We start from the raw sequence: 20,560 nt of genomic DNA, 5'->3' as shown, positions 1-20,560 counted from the left end.
GACGCCCTGACGTGCCCTCACTCAAGGAACTCAAGGGCCGGATCAACTCGGTCAAATCGACCCAGAAGATCACCAAGGCCAAGCAGATGGTCGCGGCGGCCAAGCTGCGCCGTGCCCAGGCTGCGGCCGAGGCCGGGCGGCCCTATGCCACGCGCCTCAGCGCGGTGATGGCCTCGCTGGCGAGCAAGGTGTCGGGTTCCGCCGCGCCCCGGCTGCTGGCGGGCACCGGCTCGGACCAGCGCAACCTCCTCGTTGTGGTTAACACCGACAAGGGCCTGTGCGGCGGTCTCAACTCGAACCTCGTCAAGGCCGCCAAGGCCAAGGCGCGCGAGCTGCAAGCCGCTGGCAAGACGGTGGAATTCTACCTTGTCGGCAAGAAGGGCCGCGCCCCGCTGCGCCGCGACTTCCCCAAGCTCGTCGACAAGGGCTTCGACACCAGCACGGTCAAGACCCCGGGCTTTGACGAAGCCGAGGCCATCGCCAATGAGCTGATCGCGCTGTTCGACGCCGGCGCCTTCGATGTCGCGCACCTGATCTTCCCGACCTTCAAGTCGGCGCTGGCGCAGGAGCCGACCGTCACCCAGCTGATCCCCGTCCCCGCCCCCGCCGAAGCGGTCGCCGCGGACGCCGTGGTCGAATACGAGCCGAGCGAGGAGGAAATCCTCGAGGAACTGCTGCCGCGATACGTGCGCACCCAGCTGTTCGGCGCGCTGCTCGAGCGCGAGGCCTCGGAACAGGGCGCCTCGATGACCGCGATGGACAACGCCACGCGCAACGCGGGCGAGCTGATCCAGAAGCTCACCATTCAGTACAACCGCAGCCGCCAGGCCGCGATCACCACCGAACTCATTGAAATCATTGCGGGCGCGGAAGCGCTCTAAACGAAGGCTAGGAACGAAAAATGGCCACCGCCGCTCTCAACCAGACCACCAACGGCACGATCAGCCAAGTCATCGGCGCCGTCGTCGACGTGCAGTTCGAAGGCGAGCTGCCGCCGATCCTCACCGCGCTCGAAACCCGCAACGGCGACAAGACGCTGGTGCTCGAAGTCGCCCAGCACCTCGGCGAGAACACCGTGCGCACCATCGCGATGGACGCGACCGAGGGCCTGACCCGCGGCAGCGAAGTCATCAATACCGGCGCGCAGATCTCGGTTCCGGTCGGCCCCAAGGTGCTCGGCCGCATCATGAACGTCGTCGGCGAGGCGATCGACGAGCGCGGCCCGATCGGCGCCGAGCAGACCGCCCCGATCCACGCCGAGGCCCCGGCCTTCATCGACCAGTCGACCGAAGCGGCGATCCTTGTCACCGGCATCAAGGTGATCGACCTCCTCGCCCCCTACGCCAAGGGCGGCAAGATCGGCCTGTTCGGCGGCGCGGGCGTCGGCAAGACCGTGCTCATCCAGGAACTCATCAACAACATCGCCAAGGGCCACGGCGGCGTGTCGGTGTTCGCCGGCGTGGGTGAGCGCACCCGCGAAGGCAACGACCTCTACCACGAATTCCTCGACGCCGGCGTTATCGCCAAGGACGCCGAGGGCAATGCGACCTCGGAAGGCTCCAAGGTGGCGCTCGTCTTCGGCCAGATGAACGAGCCCCCGGGCGCCCGCGCGCGCGTCGCCCTGTCGGGCCTGACCATGGCGGAATACTTCCGCGACGTCGAAGGCCAGGACGTGCTGTTCTTCGTCGACAACATCTTCCGCTTCACCCAGGCGGGTTCGGAAGTGTCGGCGCTGCTCGGCCGCATCCCCTCGGCGGTGGGCTACCAGCCGACCCTCGCGACCGACATGGGCAAGCTGCAGGAGCGCATCACCTCGACCACCAAGGGCTCGATCACCTCGGTGCAGGCGATCTACGTGCCCGCGGACGACTTGACCGACCCCGCGCCCGCGACCTCCTTCGCGCACCTTGACGCGACCACCACGCTGTCGCGCGCCATTTCGGAGCTCGGCATCTACCCGGCGGTCGACCCGCTCGACTCGACCTCGCGCGTTCTCGAACCGCGCGTCGTCGGCCAGGAGCACTACGACACCGCCCGCCGCGTCCAGGCGATCCTCCAGAAGTACAAGTCGCTTCAGGACATCATCGCCATTCTTGGGATGGACGAGCTGTCGGAAGAGGACAAGCTGACCGTCGCCCGCGCGCGCAAGATCCAGAAGTTCCTCTCGCAGCCCTTCCACGTCGCGGAAGTCTTCACCAACATCCCGGGCGTGTTCGTGCAGCTCGAGGACACCGTGAAGAGCTTCAAGGCGGTGGTCGACGGCGAATATGACCACCTGCCCGAGAGCGCCTTCTACATGGTCGGCGGCATCGATCAGGCGGTCGAGAAGGCCAAGAAGCTGGCCGAAGAGGCGTAAGGCAGCATGCCCCTCCACTTCGAACTCGTCACCCCTGCCCGGCTCGTCCGCTCCGAGGAGGTCCACATGGTGGTCGTCCCCGGCACCGAGGGCGAATTCGGCGTGCTCGAGGGCCACGCGCCCTTCATGAGCACGATCCGCGACGGCGCGGTGCAGGTCTTCCGCGCCGCGGGCGCGGCGCCGGAGGTGATCCAGGTGCGCGGCGGCTTTGCCGAGGTGAACGAGAAGGGCCTCACGGTCCTTGCCGAACACGTCGAGGGCTGAGCCCTTCTCTCCGGAATGAACGCAAGGGGGCGGGCCGCAGGGTCCGCCCTTTTTCGTCGGGCCAAGCCGAAAATTAACCATGCCCGTGGCACAGGCTGCGGTCATGTTCGCCCCGCCCGACCGCAAGCAGCCGCCCGCGCTGACCCGCGCCGACCTCAAGGTCGTGGGCGTGCTCGCCGTCTTCACCCTGATCGTGCGCGGCGTGTGGTTCGGCGATCCCAATGCCGACATTGACGAGCAGCTCTATTCCCTGATCGGCAGCGGGATGCTCGAGGGCAAGGTGCCCTTCGTCGACCTGTGGGACCGCAAGCCCTGGGGCCTGTTTGCGCTCTTCGCTCTGGCCCATGCGCTGGGCGGGCCGGGACCGGTCGCCTATCAGGCGTTGGCTGCGATGTTCACGCTGGCGGGTGCGGTGATGATCTTCGTGCTGGCGCGCCCGCTGGCGGCGCGCTGGACCGCGGCAGGCGCGGGGCTGCTTTATGTGGTGCTGGCGGCACTCTACGGCGCCCATTCGGCGAATTCGGAGGTGTTCTTCATCCCGATGATGCTGGCGATGGCGCTCCTCGTGCGCGACCCCGACCATCCGCGCGCGGGCCTTCGGGCGATGGCGGCGATGCTGATCGGCGGGGTGGCGCTGCAGGTCAAGTACACGGTCCTGCCGCAATGCCTGTTCTTCGGCCTCTGGGTGCTGTGGGGCGAATATCGCCGCGGCACGGGGCCGGTGCGGCTTGCAGGGCAGGCCGTGCTGTTCGGCCTGCTGGGGCTCCTGCCGACCGCGCTCGTCGGCGCGGGCTATGCGCTGGCGGGGCATGGGGAGGCCTTCGTCTTCGCCAATTTCCTGTCCTTCTTCGACCGCCTGCCCTCGGGCGCGGGGCGGCTGCATGGCCAGATCGTGATGCTGCTGGTGCCGCTGCTGGGCGTGGCGCTGCTGGGGCTCAATGCTGCCCGCAGGCGACCCGCGCACGAGCGGCAGGCCTATGCCTTCCTCGGCCTGTGGCTGGTATCCGCGCTGGCCACGGTGTTCCTGCCCTCGACCGTCTACGGCTATTACCTCGCCGCGCTGATCCCGCCTTGCGTTCTGCTCGCCCTGCCGCTGTTCGCCCGCAGGGACCCCGCCGCCGCCAATCCGCTGATCATGGCCCCCGCCGCGCTGATCCTCGCCCTGCTGCCCTCGCAGTATGGCCTCGCGCAGGAGAGCCGCGCCGCCGCCGAGCGCATGGCCGCCGCGATCGCGCCCCATGTCGATCGCGAGGACCGCTGCCTCCTCGTCTTCGATGGCCCCACCGCACTCTACCGCCTCTCGGGAAGCTGCCTGCCGACCCGCTTCATCTACCCCGATCATCTCAACAATGCGCTCGAGCGCAATGCGCTAGGGGTCCGGCAGGAGGACGAGGTCGCCCGCATCCTCGCCGCCCGACCGCCGGTGATCGTGATCGCCGATACCGCGCTGACACCGCAGAACCCCGCGGCGCTCGGGCAGGTGCGCGCGGCGATCGCTGAGGGCTACCGGCCGCTGGCGCAGGAGGAATTCCACAAGCGCACGGTCCGCGCCTTCGTCCTTCCGGAGTAGCGCGCGGCCCGGCCTTGCATTGCGCGCGATCTCCGGCCACCTTTCCCCGCATCCATCGCAGCCGCACCGCCGCGGACGCATCCGAGAAGGGAGAGTCTCACTTGAAACTCGTATCGAGGCTGGCCATTGCCTTGGCCATGACCACTTCCAGCATTGCCGTCGCCCAGGACGGCGTCCCCGGCCCCGAACAGGATCCCTATATCTGGCTCGAGGAAGCCCGCAGCCCAGAGGCGCTCGACTGGGTCGCCAAGGAGAACGCGCGCACCCTCGCCGCCTTCGAGGCCGATCCGCGTTTCGCCCAGCTCAAGGCCGAGGCGCTGGCGATCTTCGACAGCAACGACCGCATCCCCTTCGTCAGCTTCCGCCCCGATGGCCTGTATAATTTCTGGCAGGACAAGGCGAACCCCAAGGGGGTGCTGCGCCGCACGACGCTGGAAAGCTACCGCACCGACAAGCCCGAATGGGAAGTGGTGCTCGATATCGACGCGCTCGCCAAGGCCGAGGGCAAGGAGTGGGTCTACCAGGGCTCGACCTGCCTGCCGCCCGCGATGACCAAGTGCATGATCGCCCTGTCGGACGGGGGCGAGGACGCCACCATCATGCGCGAGTTCGACATGACCACGAAGTCCTTCGTGGAAGGCGGCTTCGTGCTCGACCAGAAGAGCCAGGGCGGCATCCAGTGGATCGACGCGGACACGCTGCTCGTGGGCCGTGGCTTCGGCGAGGGCACCCTCACCGAAAGCGCCTATCCCTTCACCAGCCGCGTGTGGAAGCGCGGCACGCCGCTTGCCGAGGCGGAAGAGATCTTCCGCGGGGAGCCGAGCGACGTGTGGGCCGGCGCGACGCTGCTGCGCGACAACAGCGGCACGATCCACGCCCGCACCGCCTTCCGCGGCATCAGCTTCCACGAGAGCCTCAACTACGTCTGGAAGGACGGGGCCTGGCTTCAGCTCGATATTCCGAAGAAGGCCGGGCTCTACGGCATCGTCGATGATCACGTGCTGATCTCGATCGACGAGGACTGGACCACGCAGGGCCAGACCTTCCGCGCCGACAGCCTGATTGCGGTCAACCTCGAGGAGTGGAAGGCCGATCCCAACGGCGCGAAGAAGACGCTCGTCTGGGCGCCGGGCGAACGCCAGACCAAGCAGGGCGGCGCGGTGACGGCCAATGCGCTCTACGTGACCCTGCTCGACAATGTCGTGGGCAAGGTGCTGGAGTTCAACTTCGACGACGGCGCATGGCGCAGCCGCGAGGTGCCGCTGCCGGACAACGCGACGCTCGGCATCGCCGCCTCCTCGGACGAGACCGACCAGATCATGTACACGGTGTCGGGCTTCCTCGAGCCGACCACGCTCTATTACACCGACGGCAGCGCCCCGCCGACGGTGCTCAAGACCAGCCCGGCCTATTTCGATCCGGCCGGCGCGACGGTCGAGCAATACGAGGCGACGAGCAAGGACGGGACCAAGATCCCCTACTTCATCGTCAAGCCCAAGGGGATGAAGACCGACGGCTCCACCGCGACCCTGCTGACCGGCTATGGTGGCTTCCAGGTGCCGCGCCTGCCGGCCTATCTCGGCTCGACCGGCAAGCTGTGGGTCGAGAAGGGCGGCGCCTATGTGCTCGCCAACATGCGCGGCGGCGGCGAGTTCGGCCCGCAGTGGCACCAGACCGCGATCCGCGAGAACAAGCAGCGCACCTGGGACGATTTCCTCGCCGTGGCCGAGGACCTGGTGAAGCGCGGCTTCACCAAGCCCCAGCACCTCGGCATCCAGGGCGGCTCGCAGGGCGGCCTCCTGGTCGGCACCGCCTTCACCCAGCGGCCCGATCTGTTCGGCGCGGCGATCGTGCAGATCCCGCTGTTCGACATGCTGCGCTATCACGTGATCGGGCGCGGAGCCTCGTGGATCGGCGAATACGGCGATCCGCGCATCCCCGAGCAGCGCAAGTGGATCGAGGGCTACTCGCCCTACCAGAAGATCGTCGCCGGGGTGGATTACCCCGAGCCCTTCCTCTGGGCCTCGACCGCCGACGACCGCACCCACCCCGCCCATGCCCGCAAGGGCGCAGCGCGGCTGAAGGAACTGGGCCAGCCCTACTACTACTTCGAAGACACCACCGGCGGCCATTCGGGCGGGGTCGACAACGACCAGCGCGCCAAGCTGCAGGCGTTGCAATTCATCTACCTTATGAAGCGTCTGATGGACCCGCGCCCGGCGAAGTAACCGGCGGCGCATCGCCACAATCACGAGGGGCGGCTTCCTGCGGGGAGCCGCCCCTTCGCGTTAGGCGCGGCAGGCAACGCAACTGCTTGTAAAACAAGCCGACAGTGGCGCCTCGGCTCGTCGCTCGAAAAGCACGGTGCGTTTCATCAACGCCGCCTTAACCATGTCCGGAAAGATCCGGTTAGCCCTCCCCGTCAACACTCGGCCCATCGGGGGCGATGAGCAAGCGACGAGGAGCATCACCGATGGCCTATGACCGGAATATCTCGATCGCCGACGCGATCAAGAGTTACTATGCCCTGCCCCGCAACCACCGCGTCCACTGGTCCAAGGCCAGGAAGGACGAGGTCGTGCGCGCGGTGCGCGAACGTGCGATCAGCTTCCACGAGGCGCGCGAACGCTACCTGCTGAGCCGGAGCGAGTTCGAGCAGTGGGAAGCGGAATACCTCGCCGGCGGCGGCGACCAGCAGGCGCGGGTCGGGCAGGACGCCTGACCGCCCTTCGCCCGCCTAGCGCGTCGGCGCGTCGAAATCGGCGGGCTTGTTCGCGATCCAGGCGACAAACTTCGCGATGGCGGGATTGGCGCGGATCACCTCCGCGTCGGCGCCGATGCGGGCCAGTTCGTTGTTGGTGAAGTTGGCGTGGATCGTCTTGTGGCAGATCGGGTGGACCGGCACCTTCACCTTGCCCTTCTTCGACTTGGGCACGGGATGATGCCACTGCACGATCTCCCCCAGCGGACGATCGCACAGCCAGCAGACGAGGGCTTCGGGGTGCTCGCTCACTTCTTTTCCGCCGCCTTCTTCTTCTTCATCGTGTCGTGGAAGCGGTCCGCCCAGCCCGGCTTCATCAGCTGTTCGGCGCGCACCATGCGCAGTTCCCCCGGCGCGACATCGCGGCTGACGGTCGACCCCGCAGCGACGATCGCATCCGCGCCGATGGTGACGGGGGCGACCAGCGCCGAGTTGGAGCCGATGAAGGCGCGCTCGCCGATAACGGTGCGGTATTTGAAATAGCCGTCGTAGTTGCAGGTGATGGTGCCTGCCCCGATGTTGGCGTTCGCACCGATGGTGGCATCGCCCAGATAGGTGAGGTGGCTCGCCTTGGCGCCTTCGTGCATCACCGCGTTCTTCACCTCGACGAAATTGCCGACGAAGCTGCCTTCCTCCATCACCGTGCCCGGGCGCAGGCGGGCGAAGGGGCCGACTTTTACCCCGCTGGCAAGGCGCGCGCCCTCGATGTGGGAGTTGGCGCGGATCAGGACGTTGTCGGCGACCGTCACACCGGGGCCGAAGAAGACGTTGGGCTCGATGGTGACGTCGCGGCCGAGGACGGTGTCGAAGCTGAAGAACACGGTGTCGGGCGCGATGAGCGTCGCGCCTTCGTCCATCGCGCGATGGCGCCGCGCCGCCTGCCAGCGCGCCTCGGCGCCGGCCAGTTCGGCGCGGGAATTGATGCCGGCCACCTCGTCGGCGCTGGCCGCGACGATCACCGCACAGGCGCGTCCGTCGGCGATCGCGATGTTGACGATGTCGGGCAGGTAGTATTCTTCTTGCGCATTGTCGTTGCCGACCCGCGCCAGCAGGCCAAACAGGTCCGCCGCGCGCGCGGCGAGAAGCCCGGAATTGCACAGTCGGCAGGCCCGCTCGCCCTCGTCCGCGTCCTTGTATTCGACCATCTTGAGGATCGTGCCGGCATCGTCGGCGATCACCCGGCCATAGGCGAGCGGATCGTCGGGCTCGAAGCCGAGCACCACCGCCGCGGGGCTGTCGGGCCCATGAAGCCGCTCGAGCATGGCGCGCATCGTCTCCGCCTGCACGAAGGGCACATCGCCATAGAGCACCAGCACGTCGCCATCGAAGCCCGCCAGCGCGCCCTCGGCCTGCTGCACCGCATGGCCGGTGCCGAGCTGCGGTTCCTGGAGGCAGGTCGTGGCCCGCCCCGCGACCGCCGCCTCGATCTGCTCGCGCCCCGCGCCGACGACCACCGCCGTGCGCTCCGGCCCCAGTTCGGCGACGCTCGCCATCAGGTGTTCGAGCATCGCGCGGCCTGCGATCTTGTGGAGCACCTTGTGCGTGTCGCTCTTCATGCGGGTGCCCTTGCCCGCGGCGAGGATGATGGCGGCGAACGGATGTGTGGTCGTGGTCATGAGAGCCCCTGTAAGCAAAGCCGCGCCTGCCAGCAAATGCTTGCGGTTTGATGTAGGTTGGGCCACCGCGCGCCTCATGCACGACATCCCTTTCGACGCGATCGGCTTCGACCTCGACGGCACCCTGCTCGATACCTTCCGCGATCTCGGCGCGGCGGTGAACCATGCGCTGGTGCTGGGCGGGTTCGAGGCGGTGTCGGTCGAGACCAGCAAGGACCTGATCGGCGGCGGGGCCAAGATCATGCTCGCCCGCGCCGTCGAGGCGCAGGGGGGCCTGCCCGAGGACGAGTTCCGGCGGCTCTACAAGGCGATGCTGGCCTTCTACGAGGAAAACAACGCGGTCCACACCGTGCCCTATCCCGGGGTGCGCGAGGTTCTGGCCGATCTTGCCGCACGCGGCATCCGCATGGCGGTGGTCACCAACAAGTTCGAGGCCTTCGCCCGCAATGTCCTCGGCGCGCTCGATCTGATCGATGCCTTCGAGGCGGTGATCGGCGGGGATTCGCTCGGCAAGGGCGAGGACGGCCAGTTCCTCGCCAAGCCCCACCCCGCCCCGGTTCTCAAGGCGCGCGCGGTGACGGGGGGCGGAAGCTTCGCGTTCCTCGGCGATTCCACCTATGACGTGCGCGCGGCCAAGGCGGCGGGCGTGCCGGTGATCGCGGCGGCCTATGGCTATTGCGACCGGCCCCCGCACGAGCTGGGCGCGGACGCGGTGATCGATTCGTTCGAGGGGCTGATTCCCGCCCTCGCGGCGCTGCGGACGACTGCCTGACCCTACGGCACGCGCACCTGTCAGTTCGGTTGTTGCAAGGCGCGCGCGAAAGTGCCACGCAGCGCCCCGCAATTCGGTTTACGCGGGCGTAAAGCACGCCCTCTCGCACAACAGGAGAGAACACCCATGAGCATCAGCTTCAAGGACAAGGTCGCCATCGTCACGGGCGCGGGCGGCGGGCTCGGCAAGGCCTATGCGCTCGAACTCGCGCGGCGCGGCGCGAAGGTCGTGGTCAACGACCTCGGCGGTTCGCGCGACGGCACCGGCACCTCGGACGCCGCCGCCCAGGTCGTCGCCGAGATCGAGGCGATGGGCGGTGAAGCCATCGCCAACGGCGCTTCCGTCACCGAATTCGAGCAGATGGAAAAGATGATCGCCGACGCCAAGCAGAAGTGGGGCGGCGTCCATGTGCTCATCAACAACGCGGGCGTGCTGCGCGACAAGACCTTCGCCAAGATGGAGCCGGCCGACTTCGAATTCGTCGTCAAGGTCCACCTCACCGGCTCGGCCTTCGCCACCAAGGCGGCGTGGGAAACCATGCGCGAGCAGGGCTATGGCCGCATCCTGATGACGGCCTCCTCGACCGGCCTGTTCGGCAATTTCGGCCAGGCGAACTACGGCGCGGCCAAGCTCGGCCTTGCCGGCCTCACCAAGACGCTGGCACTCGAAGGCGCGAAGTACAACGTGCGCGTCAACACCCTCTCGCCGGTTGCGGGCACCCGCATGACCGAGGACCTGTTCCCCGAGGAAGCCTTCAAGCTCTTCGCGCCCGAGAACGTGGTCCCGGCCGCGCTCTACCTCGTCTCCGAGGACGCGCCGACCAACGCCATCGTCGGCGCGGGTGCGGGTGGTTACCACTCCTCGTGGACGGTGATGAACGAGGCCGTGTGGCTCCCGGAAGGCGAGCGCACCCTCGAAGGTTTCGCCGCGCGCTGGGAGGAGATCAATTCCTTCACCAACCTGATCGCCCCGCAATCGGGCAGCGAGCAGTCGGGCAATATCCTGCGCGCGATGCAGAAGGTGACCGGCACCGGCCCGTCGAGCGCGCGCGGCTGATCCGGCTTTCCAGCGGACAAAGGGAGGCCCGTCCCCGCGAGGGGGCGGGCCTTTGCTTTGAAGCGGACAAAGCGGACACCCTGTCCGCTTTGCTCGTTTACGAATATGTCGATTTTTCAACTGGTCGCGCCCGCTTTCGCAAAGCGAACGGACAGGGGAGCGGGGCCTTGTTTTGCGCCCGGGCAATCCAACGGCCTCGCAGGCCGGGCACAACGATGGGAAAAAGCCGGATTGGAGCCTAGCTGTTGGCACGGGTGTAGGAAATGGCGGCAATCGCTGCGCGCCTGCCAAAAGCTGCCGTTCAGGAAGCGACCCCATTGCGGACATAGCTTGGCCGAGGTAAATTCAATCAATGAAAACAGTCTATGCGGTTGTGATCGCCGTCTCAATCTGTGTGGTTTTTGCTTTGCTTGCCACACCCAGTTCCAGCGTTAGCCGTTGGATGAATTCTAGTTTCATCGTCTGGGATCGGAGCAAAAAAGTTAGCATCCCACGAGTGCTCACAGCTGCCGATGTTCAATTATCCGATTTGCAGGCGATAGCTGCTGCCATGTCGCGATCATCGGCAAAAGTGAGATATGCCGCCCTCGCGTTCTGTCCTCCCGATTGTCAAACTGATGAAGATGCTTTGAATGTTCAGCTATCTATCGAAGGGGGCAAGATCGGACTGGATTGGGTCCTACTGGGTCCTCAGAACATTCGGGACCAAGAGAAGTTTTTGTCCTTTGCTCAAGCAAAGGGCTTTCAGCCGGTTCTAAGAAGTGAGAATGGGGTTACGTTTCTGCGAACCGATACCGATGAAGCAGTGAAGCTCGCCGTTCTTGTTGTGACGGAGATGTATCAATTGCCACACAACGAGACGCTTTCCCTCTATCACGAGGGGTTCGACTGGCCTCAATCTTGATATTGCATACGTCCGCAAACCACCCAGCTTCAGACATCGCAGCAAACCGGTTGCAAGCCCGAAAGCTGCCACTCTCCCAGCTCTGGGCCGCACCTGACGGCCCCTACTCCTCCACCGCCTTCAACAGCCGCCGCTCGACGGGGGCGAGGACGTTCGCCAGATCGTGCCCGCGCTTCAGCACCTGGCCGTGTTCGCCAAAGAGGGTCCACATGCCCTGCTTGCCGCGCAGCGCGGGGCGCTTTTCGAGGCGCGCCTGCGGGCGTTCGGCGGCGCGGCGGAAGGCGGCGAAGGTGGCGGCGTGGCGGGTGAAGTCCATCGCGTAGTCGCGCCACTCGCCGGCCGCAACCATCCGCCCGTAGAGGTCGAGGATGCGCATCAGTTCGGGCCGTTCGAAGCCGACCTGGTCCGCGCCCCGGCCGGGGAAGGGAACCACCTGTCCGGTCATCCCCGGCGTTTGCGGTGCGGCCATCCCTGCGCTCAGTCCTTGGTTCCGCTCTTGCGCGCCCGCACCGGCTGGAGCGGCGGCGGTGGGGCCTCGCGTTCGGCGAGCAGGGCCTTCATCGCCGCCATCTCCTCGCGCATCTGGGCGATCTCGCTCTCAAGCTTCTCGATGCAGTCGCGGCGCGGGCGGCCTTCCTCGTCGCAGGGCGGATCGTCGCAGGGCGTGCCGTAGGGCACGAATTCGCGCATCCATTGCTCCGCCGGAACCAGGGTCGAACGCGCCTTGATCCCGACCATCGTCGCGCCGGCGGGCACATCGTCGGTGACGACCGCATTGGCGCCGACGCGGGCCCGCTCGCCGACCACGATGGGGCCGATGATCTGCGCGCCCGAGCCGATGATGACATTGTCCTTGAGGGTCGGGTGGCGCTTGCCGCCCTTGCCGTTGGCGGGGTTGGTGCCGCCGAGCGTGACGCATTGGTAGATCGTGACATTGTCGCCGATCTCCGCCGTCTCGCCGATCACGGTGAAGCCGTGGTCGATGAAGAAGTTCTTCCCGATGGTTGCGCCCGGGTGGATGTCGATCGCGGTCAGGAGCCGCGAGACGTGGTTCACCAGCCGCGCGAGGAAATAGAGCCGCGCCTCGAACAGCCAGTGGGCGATGCGGTGAAAGCCGAGCGCCCAAACGCCCGGATAAAGGAGGATCTCCCAGCGCGAGCGCGGTGCGGGATCGCGGGCGCGGACCGAGTCCAGATAGCTGACCAGTTGCTCGAACATCGCCCCTCGCTTTTCCCACCAAAGCGCCGCCGATGCAATCGGCGACCGCTGACCTACAGGAGCCGCTGCTGTTCGGGCCCGTGGAGGGCCTCGAGCGCAGCGCGCCAGACAGACATGGTGGCGGGCGTCTGGCGTTCAAGGGAGATCCGGTCGATCGCCGCCACCAGCGCCTCGATCGCGGCGAAGCTGCGGGTGGTGCGGGGCACAAGGTAGTCCGCCGCGCCCGCCGGCAGGGAGAGGCCGCGCGCCTCGGCGTGGGCGAGGATCAGCTCGCCCGCCATCGCATCATCGGGCGGCTGAATCGCCAGCTGGAGCGAGCCGCCGATGCGCGAGGCGAGGTCCGGCAGGGCGATGCGCCAGCCGGGGCCGTCGGCTGCGTCGGCATTGGCGATCAGCAGCAGCGCCCCGCCCTCTCGCGTCCCGCCCTGCTGGACGGCGTTCCAGCGGTGGAACAGTTCGGCTTCCTCGAGCGTCTCGGCATCGTCGATCACCTCGAGCCCGGCCTCGGCGTGGAGCCCCTTCGCCCAGCGCCCGAGAAGGCTCTTGCCCGAGCGCGGCGGGCCGGTGAGGACGGCAACGTGGAAGGGCCAGCTGGCGGGATGCTGCAAGGCCTCGATCACCGCCGCATTGGCCGCGCCGACGACGATCCGCTGCGCGGCGCCCGGCACGGAAAGCGGCAGGGCAATCTGGGACGGCTCGCCCACGGCGGGTCGGGCGCTAGCGGCTGATCGCGAGCGCGTTCGCCCCGCGCCGCACGCTGAACCCGCGGGCCTCGAGCGCGGCGGCGAGCTCCTCGAGCGAACCGGCGAAGCTCACGCTCATCACCGAGGTGCCGCCGATCGCGGTGCTGGTCACGCCCACGCCGCGCACGCCTCCGGTGCCGCGCACCGCGCCGAGCGCGGCATCGAAGGCGGCGGCATCGGGGGTGGCGAACTGGACGACGATGTTGCGCACCTGCATCTCGCCGGGCTCGATCCCCGTGACGGGGGCGGCCTCGATGCGCGGCACGCCGGCGCCCGCAAGCGCCGCCTCGGCGGCCCGCCGGGCCTGCGCGGCACGGCCGATCTCGATCAGCCGCTGGATCGCCGGGTCGATCTCGCCCACGCCGCCGAGGCGCAGCGTCGGGTCGGGCCGCAGCTTGCCCGAGGCAAGCGCGCCGGTGAAGATCTGGTCCATCCGCTCGACCGCCTGCGCGAGCATGGCCGGCAGGGCGTCGGGGTTGTCGGCCTTCAGGGTGAAGGTGTCGAGCGGGCGGCTGTCGGGGCCGTAGCGCGCGGTGAAGGTGCCGGTGATCGGCCCGCCCGGGAACTGGTGGTCGAGCCGGGCGAAGGCCATCACCACGTCGGTCGCGCCGTACTGGTCGAGCGTCGAGCGCCACCAGGCGCGGCTGCGCCGGCCGGTCTGCCCGAAATTGACGAGCAGCGAATCGCCCCCCGCGCCCGACAGGCGCACGTAGTCGATGCGGCTGGTGCCCGGGTTGAACTCGGCCCAGGCGCGCTGCCAGGGATTACGCTGCTCGAAGGTGATGTAGGCGCCGCCGCTCTCCTGCACCGGGATCACCAGCAGCGGGGCCGAGCGCGTCGCCTGCTGCGCCCCGCCGAGATAGCCGCTCGCGCGCTGGCGGTCGAACACCACGCCGAGCGTGGCGATGTAGCGTCGGGGGCCGAGCCGCTCGCGCTCGATGACGATGGCCGAGACGAGCCCGTCGAGCTGGCTGTCGGAGAGCTTGGGACCGTTGAGCTTCGCCCAAGCCTGGCGCTGCGCCTCGCGCCAGCCGTTGGCGCGGGCTTCCTCGGCGCTCTTGCCCTGCACGTCGACGCTGATGCCCTTGACCTCGATGTCGGCGCTGGCGGCGGTCGGCGCGATGCCGCGCTCGCCCGCGACCTGCGCCAGCAGGGCATAGCCGCCCCCGAGCAGGCCCAGCGTCAGCGCGACGCCACTCACCCAGCGGCGAAGCGGTCGGGAGGAGGCGGCAGCGGGGCCGGGAGGGGAAAGCGTCGCGCTCATGGGGAAAATCGCTTGTCCTTTGCCCAATGGCGAGTGGAATTCCAAGCGCGAAAGGCTAAGGGACTGCGCATGACCTCGGGGACAAACGACGAGAGCACGCCGCAAGGCACGGGCTACACCTATGCCGACGCGGGCGTTTCGATCGCGGCAGGCAATGCGCTGGTCAAGGCCATCGCGCCGCTGGCGAAGGCCACCGCGCGCCCGGGCGCGACGAGCGAGCTTGGCGGGTTCGGCGGGTTCTTCGACCCGAAGGCGGCAGGATATTCCGATCCGCTGCTGGTCGCCGCGAACGACGGGGTGGGCACCAAGCTCAAGCTCGCGATCGAGCATGACCGGCACGACACGGTCGGGATCGATCTGGTCGCCATGTGCGTCAACGACCTCATCGTGCAGGGTGCCGAGCCGCTGTTCTTCCTCGATTATTTCGCCACCGGCAAGCTCGAGAACGGGGTCGCCGAACGCGTGATTGCGGGGATTGCGGAGGGCTGCAAGATCGCAGGCTGCGCGCTGATCGGCGGCGAGACGGCGGAGATGCCGGGGATGTATGCGCCAGGCGACTACGACCTTGCGGGCTTCTGCGTCGGCGCGGTCGAGCGCGGCGAGCAGCTAACCGGCGACAGGGTCGCGCCCGGCGACGTTCTGCTGGGCCTCGCCTCGTCGGGCGTCCATTCCAACGGCTATTCGCTGGTGCGCAGGTTGGCGGCGGACAAGGGCTGGAAGCTCGCCCGACCCGCCCTGTTCGATCAGGAGCAACTTCTGATCGACGCCCTGATCGCGCCGACGCGCATCTATGTGGCGAGCCTGCTGCCGCTGATCCGCGAAGGCCACATCAATGCCCTCGCCCACATCACCGGCGGCGGCCTCCTCGAGAACATCCCGCGCATCCTGCCACAGGGCGCCCACGCCCATGTCGATGCCGATCTCTGGCCCCAGCCGCGCCTCATGGCCTTCCTCCAGGCACAGGGGAACATCGAGCCCGAGGAAATGGCCCGCACCTTCAACTGCGGCGTCGGCATGGTGCTGGCGGTCAGCGAAGCGAAGGTCGCCGAGGTCACGGCCCGGCTCGAGGCGGCGGGCGAGACCGTCTTTGCCGTCGGCCGGATCGAGGCGGGCGAGAAGGGCTGCACCGTGCGCGGTTCGGTGGAAACGTGGTCAGCCAAGAGCGACTGGAGCGCCACTCACCTCGCATAACCACCTCCGTTCGCCCTGAGCTTGTCGAAGGGCCGCACTTCTCTTGAGACCGACAGAGAGGAAGAAAGGCAGTGCTTCGACAAGCTCAGCACGAACGGAAGGAGAGGACCGCGCAATGACCGGCAAGGCCAAGATCGCCGTCCTCATCTCCGGCGCAGGCACCAACATGGCCGCGCTGGTCTATGCCAGCCGCATCGCCCCCTGCCCCTACGAGGTGGTGCTGGTCGCCTCCAACGACCCCGAAGCGGCGGGTCTGAAACTTGCCGCCGCCGAGGGGATCGCCACCTTCGCCCTGCCCCACAAGGGCCTGACCCGCGAGGCGCATGACGCCGCGATGGAGGCGGCGGTGCTGAAAGCGGGCGCGGACCACATCGTGCTGGCTGGCTACATGCGCATCCTCTCGGACGGTTTCGTCGAGCGGTGGGAGGGCCGGATGCTCAACATCCATCCCTCGCTGCTGCCGCTCTACAAGGGGCTCGACACCCACGCCCGCGCCATCGCGGCGGGCGACAGCCATGCGGGCACCAGCGTCCACCTCGTCACCCCCGAGCTCGACGCGGGAGAGGTGCTGGCGCAGATCGCGGTGCCGATCGTGCCCGGCGACACCCCCGCCAGCCTCGCCGAACGGGTCAAGCTTGCCGAGCACCAGCTCTACCCGCGCGCCGTGGCCGACTACGTATCGCGCTGGCGCAACCCGGCCTGGCTGCTCGATCAGCTTCGCGCCCGCGCCCTCGCCCTGCCCGAGGCCTGCGAGCAGGAAAGCTTCGGCTCGGCCGGCTTCCGCGTCGGCGAGGGCAAGTCGGGCAAGTATTTCGCCTATTTCTCAGACCGCCCCCACGGCCACGAGCGCATCGCCCTTCTGGTCAAGACCAGCGGCATGGACGAGCTCCACGCCCTCGTCGAGGACCAGCCGGAGACCTATTTCAAGCCCGCCTTCTACGGCGCGAGCGGGTGGGTCGGGATCGTGCTCGACCGGCCCGATCTCGACTGGGGCGATGTCGAGGCGTGGCTCCACAGAAGCTGGCGCGCGGTCGCGCCGAAGCGGCTGACGCGGCTGATGGACATAGCGGACGCGTTCTGATGGCATCCCGCAAGCTTCCCACCCGCGATCACCTGCTGGCCCGCGGGCCGCTGGCCGAGCGGGCCAATGCCTTTCTCGGGCGGGCATGGGAGCGCGGCTGGCTGCCGCCGCCCGCGCTCGATCCCGAGGCGCTCTGGGCGCTCGCCGCGAAGCCCCATGGCGCAAGGGCCGAGGATGCCGAGCATGGCGGGCGCAGCGGGGAGGACGTCGCCGATTTCCGCGAGCGGCTCGTCCGGCTGATCGGCGCGATCGAAGCCGACGCCGATCTCAACCCGCTCGGGCGGGCAATGGCGTGGGGGCAGCTTTCGCGGGTGGTGAAGAACCGCCTCGCCTTCGGCGCGCTGTGGGGGGAGCGGCCCGAACTGCTCGAAACCCCGCTCGCCCCGCCGATCATCGTCATCGGCCATATGCGGAGCGGCACCACCCGCATCCACACGCTGCTGGCAGCGGACCCGGCCTTTTCGCACACGCGCTATTGCGACGCCTACCACCCCGTCCCCGCGCCGCTCGGCATGAACCGGGTCAAGGCGGCGCTGGAACTGGCGATGCTGGGGGCGCTCAACCCGTGGATGCAGTCGATCCACCCGATGGCGCCGGCGGCGGTCGAGGAGGAGCTGGCGTGGATCTCCGCCGCGCTCCACCATTCGATCTACGAAAGCCAGTGGCACATCCCGGCCTATTCCGCCTGGAGCGAGGCGCGCGACCCTGCCCCCGTCTACCGCGAGTTCGCGCGCATCCTCGCCACCGACGCCGCGCACCGGGGGATCGCCGACAAACCCCGCGTGCTCAAGGTTCCCGCCTTCGCCGAGGACTTGTCGACCTTGCTCGCCCTGTTCCCCGACGCGCGACTGGTGATCGCCGAGCGCGAGCACGAGGCGGTGCTGAAAAGCGCGATCAGCCTCGCGGCGAACCAGATGGCGATGCAGTCGGATTCGTGCTGCCTCGAGAGAATCGAGGCCCGCTGGCGGCACAAGATCGCCTTGCGCGAGGCACGCATGGCGGCGGCGCTGGAGGGCTGGGACGGACGGATCGCGCGGGCCAGCTTCGATGCGCTCAACGAGGATTGGGAATCCGCCATCGCCTCCGTCTACGCCGGTCTCGGCCTCGAACTCACCCCGGAAGCCCGCGCCGGGATGCGGAAGGTGATGGCCGCCAGCGAGGACGGGCACCACCGCGCCCATGCCGAACAGCTCGCGCGGTTTGCGAACGCCGGATAGCAAAAGGGCCGCCCCATCGGGACGGCCCATTGCATTGCCTCAGTCCGGAAAGACTTAGCCGACGATTTCTTCGTCCTTGAAGAAGAAAGCGATTTCGATCGCGGCGTTCTCTTCGCTGTCCGAACCGTGGACGGTGTTCTCGCCGATCGAGAGGGCCAGTTCCTTGCGGATCGTGCCCGGGGCGGCGTCGGCGGGGTTGGTGGCGCCCATCACTTCGCGGTTCCTGGCGACGGCGTCCTCGCCCTCGAGCACCTGCACCACCACCGGCTCGCTCATCATGAATTCGACCAGCTCGCCGAAGAAGGGGCGCTCCTTGTGGACCGCGTAGAAGCCTTCGGCCTGTTCGCGGGTCATGTGGATGCGCTTCGAGGCGACGACGCGCAGGCCGGCGTCTTCCAGCATCTTGGTGACCGCGCCGGTCAGGTTGCGACGGGTGGCGTCGGGCTTGATGATCGAGAAGGTGCGGGTGACCGCCATGGGAAAGCTCCTGTGAACGTCTTTTGTTGTTGGGGGAGAGTTTGGCCGCGCCCCTAGATGCTGCGGTGCAAAATGGCAAGCCTGTGCGAGCGGGGGGGCCGGCGCGGTTCCGCCCGGCCTCGCGGCGTGATATGCTCTCCGGAGGGGCGCTTCGGGGGGAGAGCATCATGGACAGGGACATCAGACTTTCGCGGCGGCATTTTGCCGGAGCCGCACTGACCGCCGTCGGCATGGCGGCGACCGGCGGAATCGCGCGCGCGGCGGAACCGGCGCTGACCGCGGGCGGGCCATTGGGGCCGTTCTATCCGATCATCCGGCCGGGCGACGACGATTTCGACATGACGCAGATAAAGGGCCAGACGGGCCGCGCGCTCGGCCGGGTGATCGAAGTGACCGGCCGCGTGCTCGATCGCAAGGGCAATCCGGTGCGCGGCGCGGAGCTGGAACTGTGGCAGTGCAATGCCGCAGGTCGTTATGCCCACCCGGGCGACGTCGCCACCGCCCCGCTCGATCCCAATTTCCAGGGCTTCGCCAGGCTGGTGACCGGTCCGAGCGGCGAATGGCGAATCCGCACAATCAAGCCGTCCGGCTACGACAGCCCGATCGGCTGGCGCACGCCGCACATCCATTTCGACATCAAGGGACAGCAAGCCCGCCTCATCACCCAGATGTATTTCACCGAGGATCACGCGACCAACAGCAAGGACGCGCTCTACAACCAGCTCGGCGATGACGCGGTGACCGCGATGGCACAGCAGCAGGCCGAGGCGGACCGTTATCGCTGGGACATCGTGCTGTTCGAAAGCTAGCGCGCCCGGCGTCAGCCCGGCTTCTTGCTGCCGATGATGATCTGTCCGGTGGTCGGCTTGCCGTCGGTCGCGGTGACCGAGAGCGAGGAGCCGTCGCCCCTGCGCTCGCCGCCCACCATGCGCGTGCCGTTGGTGTTCATGTCGAGCTGGATGTCGAACCCGGCCGCCTTGGCCGCGTCGCGGTAATGGGCGACGACCGCCTCGGCGGGGGCATCGGCCTCGAAGGTGATCATCGTGCCCTGCCCGCCGGGCTGGTTGACGACGGTGTTGGTGACGACCTTCGATCCGGGGAACAGCGTGAACCCGTCCGGCAGGCTGACCGGGACCCCCGCGCCCGAGCGCATGGTGGCGGTGCCGTCCGGCCCCTCGACCGTCATGCTGGTCTCGCCGGTGTCCCTGTCGATGGTGTATTCGGCGTTCTGGCCGTCTTCGGTGGTGAACTCGCCCGAGGTCTCCGAGCCGCAGGCGGCGAGCGCCAGCGCGGCGGTGCCTGCAAGGATGATGGCAGTCTTGCGCATGGATCATGTCCCCCCTGTCACTGGGACGGGAGCATCCCCCATCGGCGGCCCGGGCGCAAGCCCTCAGCCCTTCTTGATCCAGCGCCCCTCTTCCTGCGCGAAATAGGCGCGCTCGATGCCCTCGCGGCCGTCCTGCGCGCGCCACGCCTGCCGCGCCGCGGGGGCGAGGTCGGGCGGGAAGAGCAGGAAGACGCGGGCGAAGCCGGGGCAGTCGCGGAAGGTGCCGTCGGCGAGGATCAGGTGGCTCGCGCCGTTGGCGGCGACGGGTTCTGCTGCGAGCAGGATCGGCTGGCGATCGGCGCCCGGCGCATCGGCGGCGCCGTGGGCGAGGAAGCTCTCCGGCCCCGCCTGCCACAGCGCGGCATCGATCGCGGCGCGCTGCGCGGGGTCGGCCGAGACGACCAGCACCCGCTCCCCCTGCCCGATGGCGCGCCGGGCGATGAGGGTGACGACCTTCTCGACCGGATCGTCGGTGACCTGCCAGAAATCGAGTTTGGTTGTCATCCCATCCTACCGCTTCGCTACTTGAGGATGGGATGAGCGATTGACCGCATCATGACGAATTCTTCCCCCGACTGCACCGATCGGAACAATACCTCACATTGTCCCAGTCCCGCTCCCACTTCTTGCGCCACGCGAAAGGCAGCCCGCAGGCGAGGCAGGTCTTGGTGGGCAGGTCGGATTTGCGCCTCATCTTCGGCATCTTTGTCGGCCTACCGCTGCGCTACTTGAGGCCGACCCAG

23 protein-coding genes are annotated in these 20,560 nt (G+C 68.0%); 13 read left to right on the top strand and 10 right to left on the bottom strand.

What is annotated here, in order from left to right; all coding sequences use genetic code 11:
* The first annotated feature begins 11 nt into the window (after positions 1–11).
* The 6 genes from ACMX37_RS05170 (at position 12) to ACMX37_RS05145 (ending at position 6,912) form a co-directional block, all read left to right on the top strand.
* The gene (locus ACMX37_RS05170) at positions 12–881 is read left to right on the top strand and encodes a F0F1 ATP synthase subunit gamma (protein ID WP_483147820.1); all 870 of its coding nucleotides are present in this window, start codon (positions 12–14) and stop codon (positions 879–881) included.
* 20 nt (positions 882–901) lie between these two features.
* A complete protein-coding gene (gene atpD, locus ACMX37_RS05165) occupies positions 902–2,356 on the top strand; it encodes a F0F1 ATP synthase subunit beta (protein WP_088914814.1) in 1,455 nt (484 codons plus the stop codon).
* A 6-nt stretch (positions 2,357–2,362) separates the two neighbouring features.
* A complete protein-coding gene (locus tag ACMX37_RS05160) occupies positions 2,363–2,620 on the top strand; it encodes an ATP synthase F1 subunit epsilon (protein ID WP_483147819.1) in 258 nt (85 codons plus the stop codon).
* Positions 2,621–2,705: 85 nt separating this feature from the next.
* Positions 2,706–4,190, top strand: a complete 1,485-nt coding sequence (locus tag ACMX37_RS05155) for an ArnT family glycosyltransferase (RefSeq protein ID WP_483147818.1) — start codon at positions 2,706–2,708, stop codon at positions 4,188–4,190.
* Between the two features lie 137 nt (positions 4,191–4,327).
* The gene (locus ACMX37_RS05150; protein WP_483147817.1) at positions 4,328–6,418 is read left to right on the top strand and encodes a prolyl oligopeptidase family serine peptidase; all 2,091 of its coding nucleotides are present in this window, start codon (positions 4,328–4,330) and stop codon (positions 6,416–6,418) included.
* Positions 6,419–6,663: 245 nt separating this feature from the next.
* Positions 6,664–6,912 carry a DUF1153 domain-containing protein gene (locus tag ACMX37_RS05145; protein WP_088914818.1) on the top strand — a complete coding sequence of 83 codons (249 nt, stop codon included), beginning with the start codon at positions 6,664–6,666 and terminating at the stop codon, positions 6,910–6,912.
* A 15-nt stretch (positions 6,913–6,927) separates the two neighbouring features.
* Here ACMX37_RS05145 and ACMX37_RS05140 read toward each other — a convergent pair whose 3' ends face one another.
* Together ACMX37_RS05140 and glmU are read right to left on the bottom strand one after the other, a co-directional pair.
* On the bottom strand, positions 6,928–7,203 hold the full coding sequence (locus ACMX37_RS05140) for an HNH endonuclease (RefSeq protein WP_483147816.1): 276 nt from the start codon (positions 7,201–7,203) through the stop codon (positions 6,928–6,930).
* On the bottom strand, positions 7,200–8,567 hold the full coding sequence (glmU, locus tag ACMX37_RS05135) for a bifunctional UDP-N-acetylglucosamine diphosphorylase/glucosamine-1-phosphate N-acetyltransferase GlmU (protein ID WP_483147815.1): 1,368 nt from the start codon (positions 8,565–8,567) through the stop codon (positions 7,200–7,202). Before glmU ends, ACMX37_RS05140 begins: the two co-directional genes overlap by 4 nt.
* Before the next feature lie 76 nt (positions 8,568–8,643).
* Here glmU and ACMX37_RS05130 point away from each other — a divergent pair, with 76 nt between their 5' ends.
* From ACMX37_RS05130 to ACMX37_RS05120, 3 genes are all read left to right on the top strand, one after another.
* A complete protein-coding gene (locus ACMX37_RS05130; protein WP_483147814.1) occupies positions 8,644–9,339 on the top strand; it encodes an HAD hydrolase-like protein in 696 nt (231 codons plus the stop codon).
* Between the two features lie 126 nt (positions 9,340–9,465).
* Complete coding sequence (locus tag ACMX37_RS05125) at positions 9,466–10,395, top strand: SDR family NAD(P)-dependent oxidoreductase (RefSeq protein WP_483147813.1); 930 nt, start codon at positions 9,466–9,468, stop codon at positions 10,393–10,395.
* A 352-nt stretch (positions 10,396–10,747) separates the two neighbouring features.
* Entirely contained in the window at positions 10,748–11,299 is a 552-nt protein-coding gene (locus ACMX37_RS05120) for a hypothetical protein (protein ID WP_483147812.1), read from the top strand.
* A gap of 103 nt (positions 11,300–11,402) precedes the next feature.
* On the opposite strand, the gene ACMX37_RS05115 is transcribed toward ACMX37_RS05120, so the two are convergent.
* The 4 genes from ACMX37_RS05115 to ACMX37_RS05100 are packed head-to-tail and all read right to left on the bottom strand — an operon-like array spanning position 11,403 to position 14,524.
* The gene (locus ACMX37_RS05115; RefSeq protein ID WP_483147811.1) at positions 11,403–11,768 is read right to left on the bottom strand and encodes a DUF2794 domain-containing protein; all 366 of its coding nucleotides are present in this window, start codon (positions 11,766–11,768) and stop codon (positions 11,403–11,405) included.
* Between the two features lie 8 nt (positions 11,769–11,776).
* Entirely contained in the window at positions 11,777–12,517 is a 741-nt protein-coding gene (epsC, locus tag ACMX37_RS05110; RefSeq protein ID WP_483147810.1) for a serine O-acetyltransferase EpsC, read from the bottom strand.
* Positions 12,518–12,570: 53 nt separating this feature from the next.
* Positions 12,571–13,221: an HdaA/DnaA family protein gene (locus tag ACMX37_RS05105; RefSeq protein WP_483147809.1), complete on the bottom strand. Its 651-nt coding sequence runs from the start codon at positions 13,219–13,221 to the stop codon at positions 12,571–12,573.
* Between the two features lie 13 nt (positions 13,222–13,234).
* Positions 13,235–14,524, bottom strand: a complete 1,290-nt coding sequence (locus ACMX37_RS05100; RefSeq protein ID WP_483147808.1) for a heavy-metal-associated domain-containing protein — start codon at positions 14,522–14,524, stop codon at positions 13,235–13,237.
* Positions 14,525–14,593: 69 nt separating this feature from the next.
* Here ACMX37_RS05100 and purM point away from each other — a divergent pair, with 69 nt between their 5' ends.
* From purM to ACMX37_RS05085, 3 genes are all read left to right on the top strand, one after another.
* On the top strand, positions 14,594–15,715 hold the full coding sequence (gene purM, locus ACMX37_RS05095; protein ID WP_483147807.1) for a phosphoribosylformylglycinamidine cyclo-ligase: 1,122 nt from the start codon (positions 14,594–14,596) through the stop codon (positions 15,713–15,715).
* Positions 15,716–15,830: 115 nt separating this feature from the next.
* On the top strand, positions 15,831–16,796 hold the full coding sequence (gene purN / locus ACMX37_RS05090; protein WP_483147806.1) for a phosphoribosylglycinamide formyltransferase: 966 nt from the start codon (positions 15,831–15,833) through the stop codon (positions 16,794–16,796).
* Positions 16,796–18,013 (top strand): sulfotransferase family protein, encoded by a 1,218-nt coding sequence (locus tag ACMX37_RS05085; protein ID WP_483147805.1) that lies wholly within the window; start codon positions 16,796–16,798, stop codon positions 18,011–18,013. The genes purN and ACMX37_RS05085 overlap by 1 nt, the downstream gene beginning before the upstream one ends.
* A gap of 54 nt (positions 18,014–18,067) precedes the next feature.
* Here the strand turns inward: ACMX37_RS05085 and ndk are convergent, their stop codons facing one another.
* Positions 18,068–18,490: a nucleoside-diphosphate kinase gene (ndk, locus tag ACMX37_RS05080; protein ID WP_483147804.1), complete on the bottom strand. Its 423-nt coding sequence runs from the start codon at positions 18,488–18,490 to the stop codon at positions 18,068–18,070.
* A 167-nt stretch (positions 18,491–18,657) separates the two neighbouring features.
* Between ndk and ACMX37_RS05075 the strand changes: the two genes are divergently transcribed.
* On the top strand, positions 18,658–19,299 hold the full coding sequence (locus ACMX37_RS05075; protein ID WP_483147803.1) for a dioxygenase family protein: 642 nt from the start codon (positions 18,658–18,660) through the stop codon (positions 19,297–19,299).
* An 11-nt stretch (positions 19,300–19,310) separates the two neighbouring features.
* Here ACMX37_RS05075 and ACMX37_RS05070 read toward each other — a convergent pair whose 3' ends face one another.
* The 3 genes from ACMX37_RS05070 to ACMX37_RS05060 form a co-directional block, all read right to left on the bottom strand.
* Positions 19,311–19,817, bottom strand: a complete 507-nt coding sequence (locus tag ACMX37_RS05070; RefSeq protein ID WP_483147802.1) for a hypothetical protein — start codon at positions 19,815–19,817, stop codon at positions 19,311–19,313.
* Positions 19,818–19,880: 63 nt separating this feature from the next.
* Positions 19,881–20,321: a DNA polymerase III subunit chi gene (locus ACMX37_RS05065; protein WP_483147801.1), complete on the bottom strand. Its 441-nt coding sequence runs from the start codon at positions 20,319–20,321 to the stop codon at positions 19,881–19,883.
* Between the two features lie 49 nt (positions 20,322–20,370).
* Positions 20,371–20,520, bottom strand: a complete 150-nt coding sequence (locus ACMX37_RS05060) for a DUF2256 domain-containing protein (RefSeq protein ID WP_483147800.1) — start codon at positions 20,518–20,520, stop codon at positions 20,371–20,373.
* Positions 20,521–20,560 lie beyond the last annotated feature (40 nt).

The sequence above is a fragment of the Porphyrobacter sp. THAI-01a genome, from assembly GCF_056868655.1.
This window is presented reverse-complemented; position numbering and strand designations above follow the sequence as displayed.

Excerpts from the sequence above, each read along its gene's own strand:
- ndk (WP_483147804.1), bottom strand. The coding sequence starts at position 18,490 with ATGGCGGTCACCCGCACCTTCTCGATCATCAAGCCCGACGCCACCCGT.
- ACMX37_RS05130 (WP_483147814.1), top strand. The coding sequence starts at position 8,644 with ATGCACGACATCCCTTTCGACGCGATCGGCTTCGACCTCGACGGCACC.
- ACMX37_RS05125 (WP_483147813.1), top strand. The coding sequence starts at position 9,466 with ATGAGCATCAGCTTCAAGGACAAGGTCGCCATCGTCACGGGCGCGGGC.
- purN (WP_483147806.1), top strand. The coding sequence starts at position 15,831 with ATGACCGGCAAGGCCAAGATCGCCGTCCTCATCTCCGGCGCAGGCACC.
- ACMX37_RS05145 (WP_088914818.1), top strand. The coding sequence starts at position 6,664 with ATGGCCTATGACCGGAATATCTCGATCGCCGACGCGATCAAGAGTTAC.
- glmU (WP_483147815.1), bottom strand. The coding sequence starts at position 8,567 with ATGACCACGACCACACATCCGTTCGCCGCCATCATCCTCGCCGCGGGC.
- ACMX37_RS05060 (WP_483147800.1), bottom strand. The coding sequence starts at position 20,520 with ATGCCGAAGATGAGGCGCAAATCCGACCTGCCCACCAAGACCTGCCTC.
- ACMX37_RS05100 (WP_483147808.1), bottom strand. The coding sequence starts at position 14,524 with ATGAGCGCGACGCTTTCCCCTCCCGGCCCCGCTGCCGCCTCCTCCCGA.
- ACMX37_RS05115 (WP_483147811.1), bottom strand. The coding sequence starts at position 11,768 with ATGGCCGCACCGCAAACGCCGGGGATGACCGGACAGGTGGTTCCCTTC.
- ACMX37_RS05150 (WP_483147817.1), top strand. The coding sequence starts at position 4,328 with ATGACCACTTCCAGCATTGCCGTCGCCCAGGACGGCGTCCCCGGCCCC.
- ACMX37_RS05120 (WP_483147812.1), top strand. The coding sequence starts at position 10,748 with ATGAAAACAGTCTATGCGGTTGTGATCGCCGTCTCAATCTGTGTGGTT.
- ACMX37_RS05065 (WP_483147801.1), bottom strand. The coding sequence starts at position 20,321 with ATGACAACCAAACTCGATTTCTGGCAGGTCACCGACGATCCGGTCGAG.
- purM (WP_483147807.1), top strand. The coding sequence starts at position 14,594 with ATGACCTCGGGGACAAACGACGAGAGCACGCCGCAAGGCACGGGCTAC.
- ACMX37_RS05075 (WP_483147803.1), top strand. The coding sequence starts at position 18,658 with ATGGACAGGGACATCAGACTTTCGCGGCGGCATTTTGCCGGAGCCGCA.
- epsC (WP_483147810.1), bottom strand. The coding sequence starts at position 12,517 with ATGTTCGAGCAACTGGTCAGCTATCTGGACTCGGTCCGCGCCCGCGAT.
- ACMX37_RS05070 (WP_483147802.1), bottom strand. The coding sequence starts at position 19,817 with ATGCGCAAGACTGCCATCATCCTTGCAGGCACCGCCGCGCTGGCGCTC.
- ACMX37_RS05160 (WP_483147819.1), top strand. The coding sequence starts at position 2,363 with ATGCCCCTCCACTTCGAACTCGTCACCCCTGCCCGGCTCGTCCGCTCC.
- ACMX37_RS05085 (WP_483147805.1), top strand. The coding sequence starts at position 16,796 with ATGGCATCCCGCAAGCTTCCCACCCGCGATCACCTGCTGGCCCGCGGG.
- atpD (WP_088914814.1), top strand. The coding sequence starts at position 902 with ATGGCCACCGCCGCTCTCAACCAGACCACCAACGGCACGATCAGCCAA.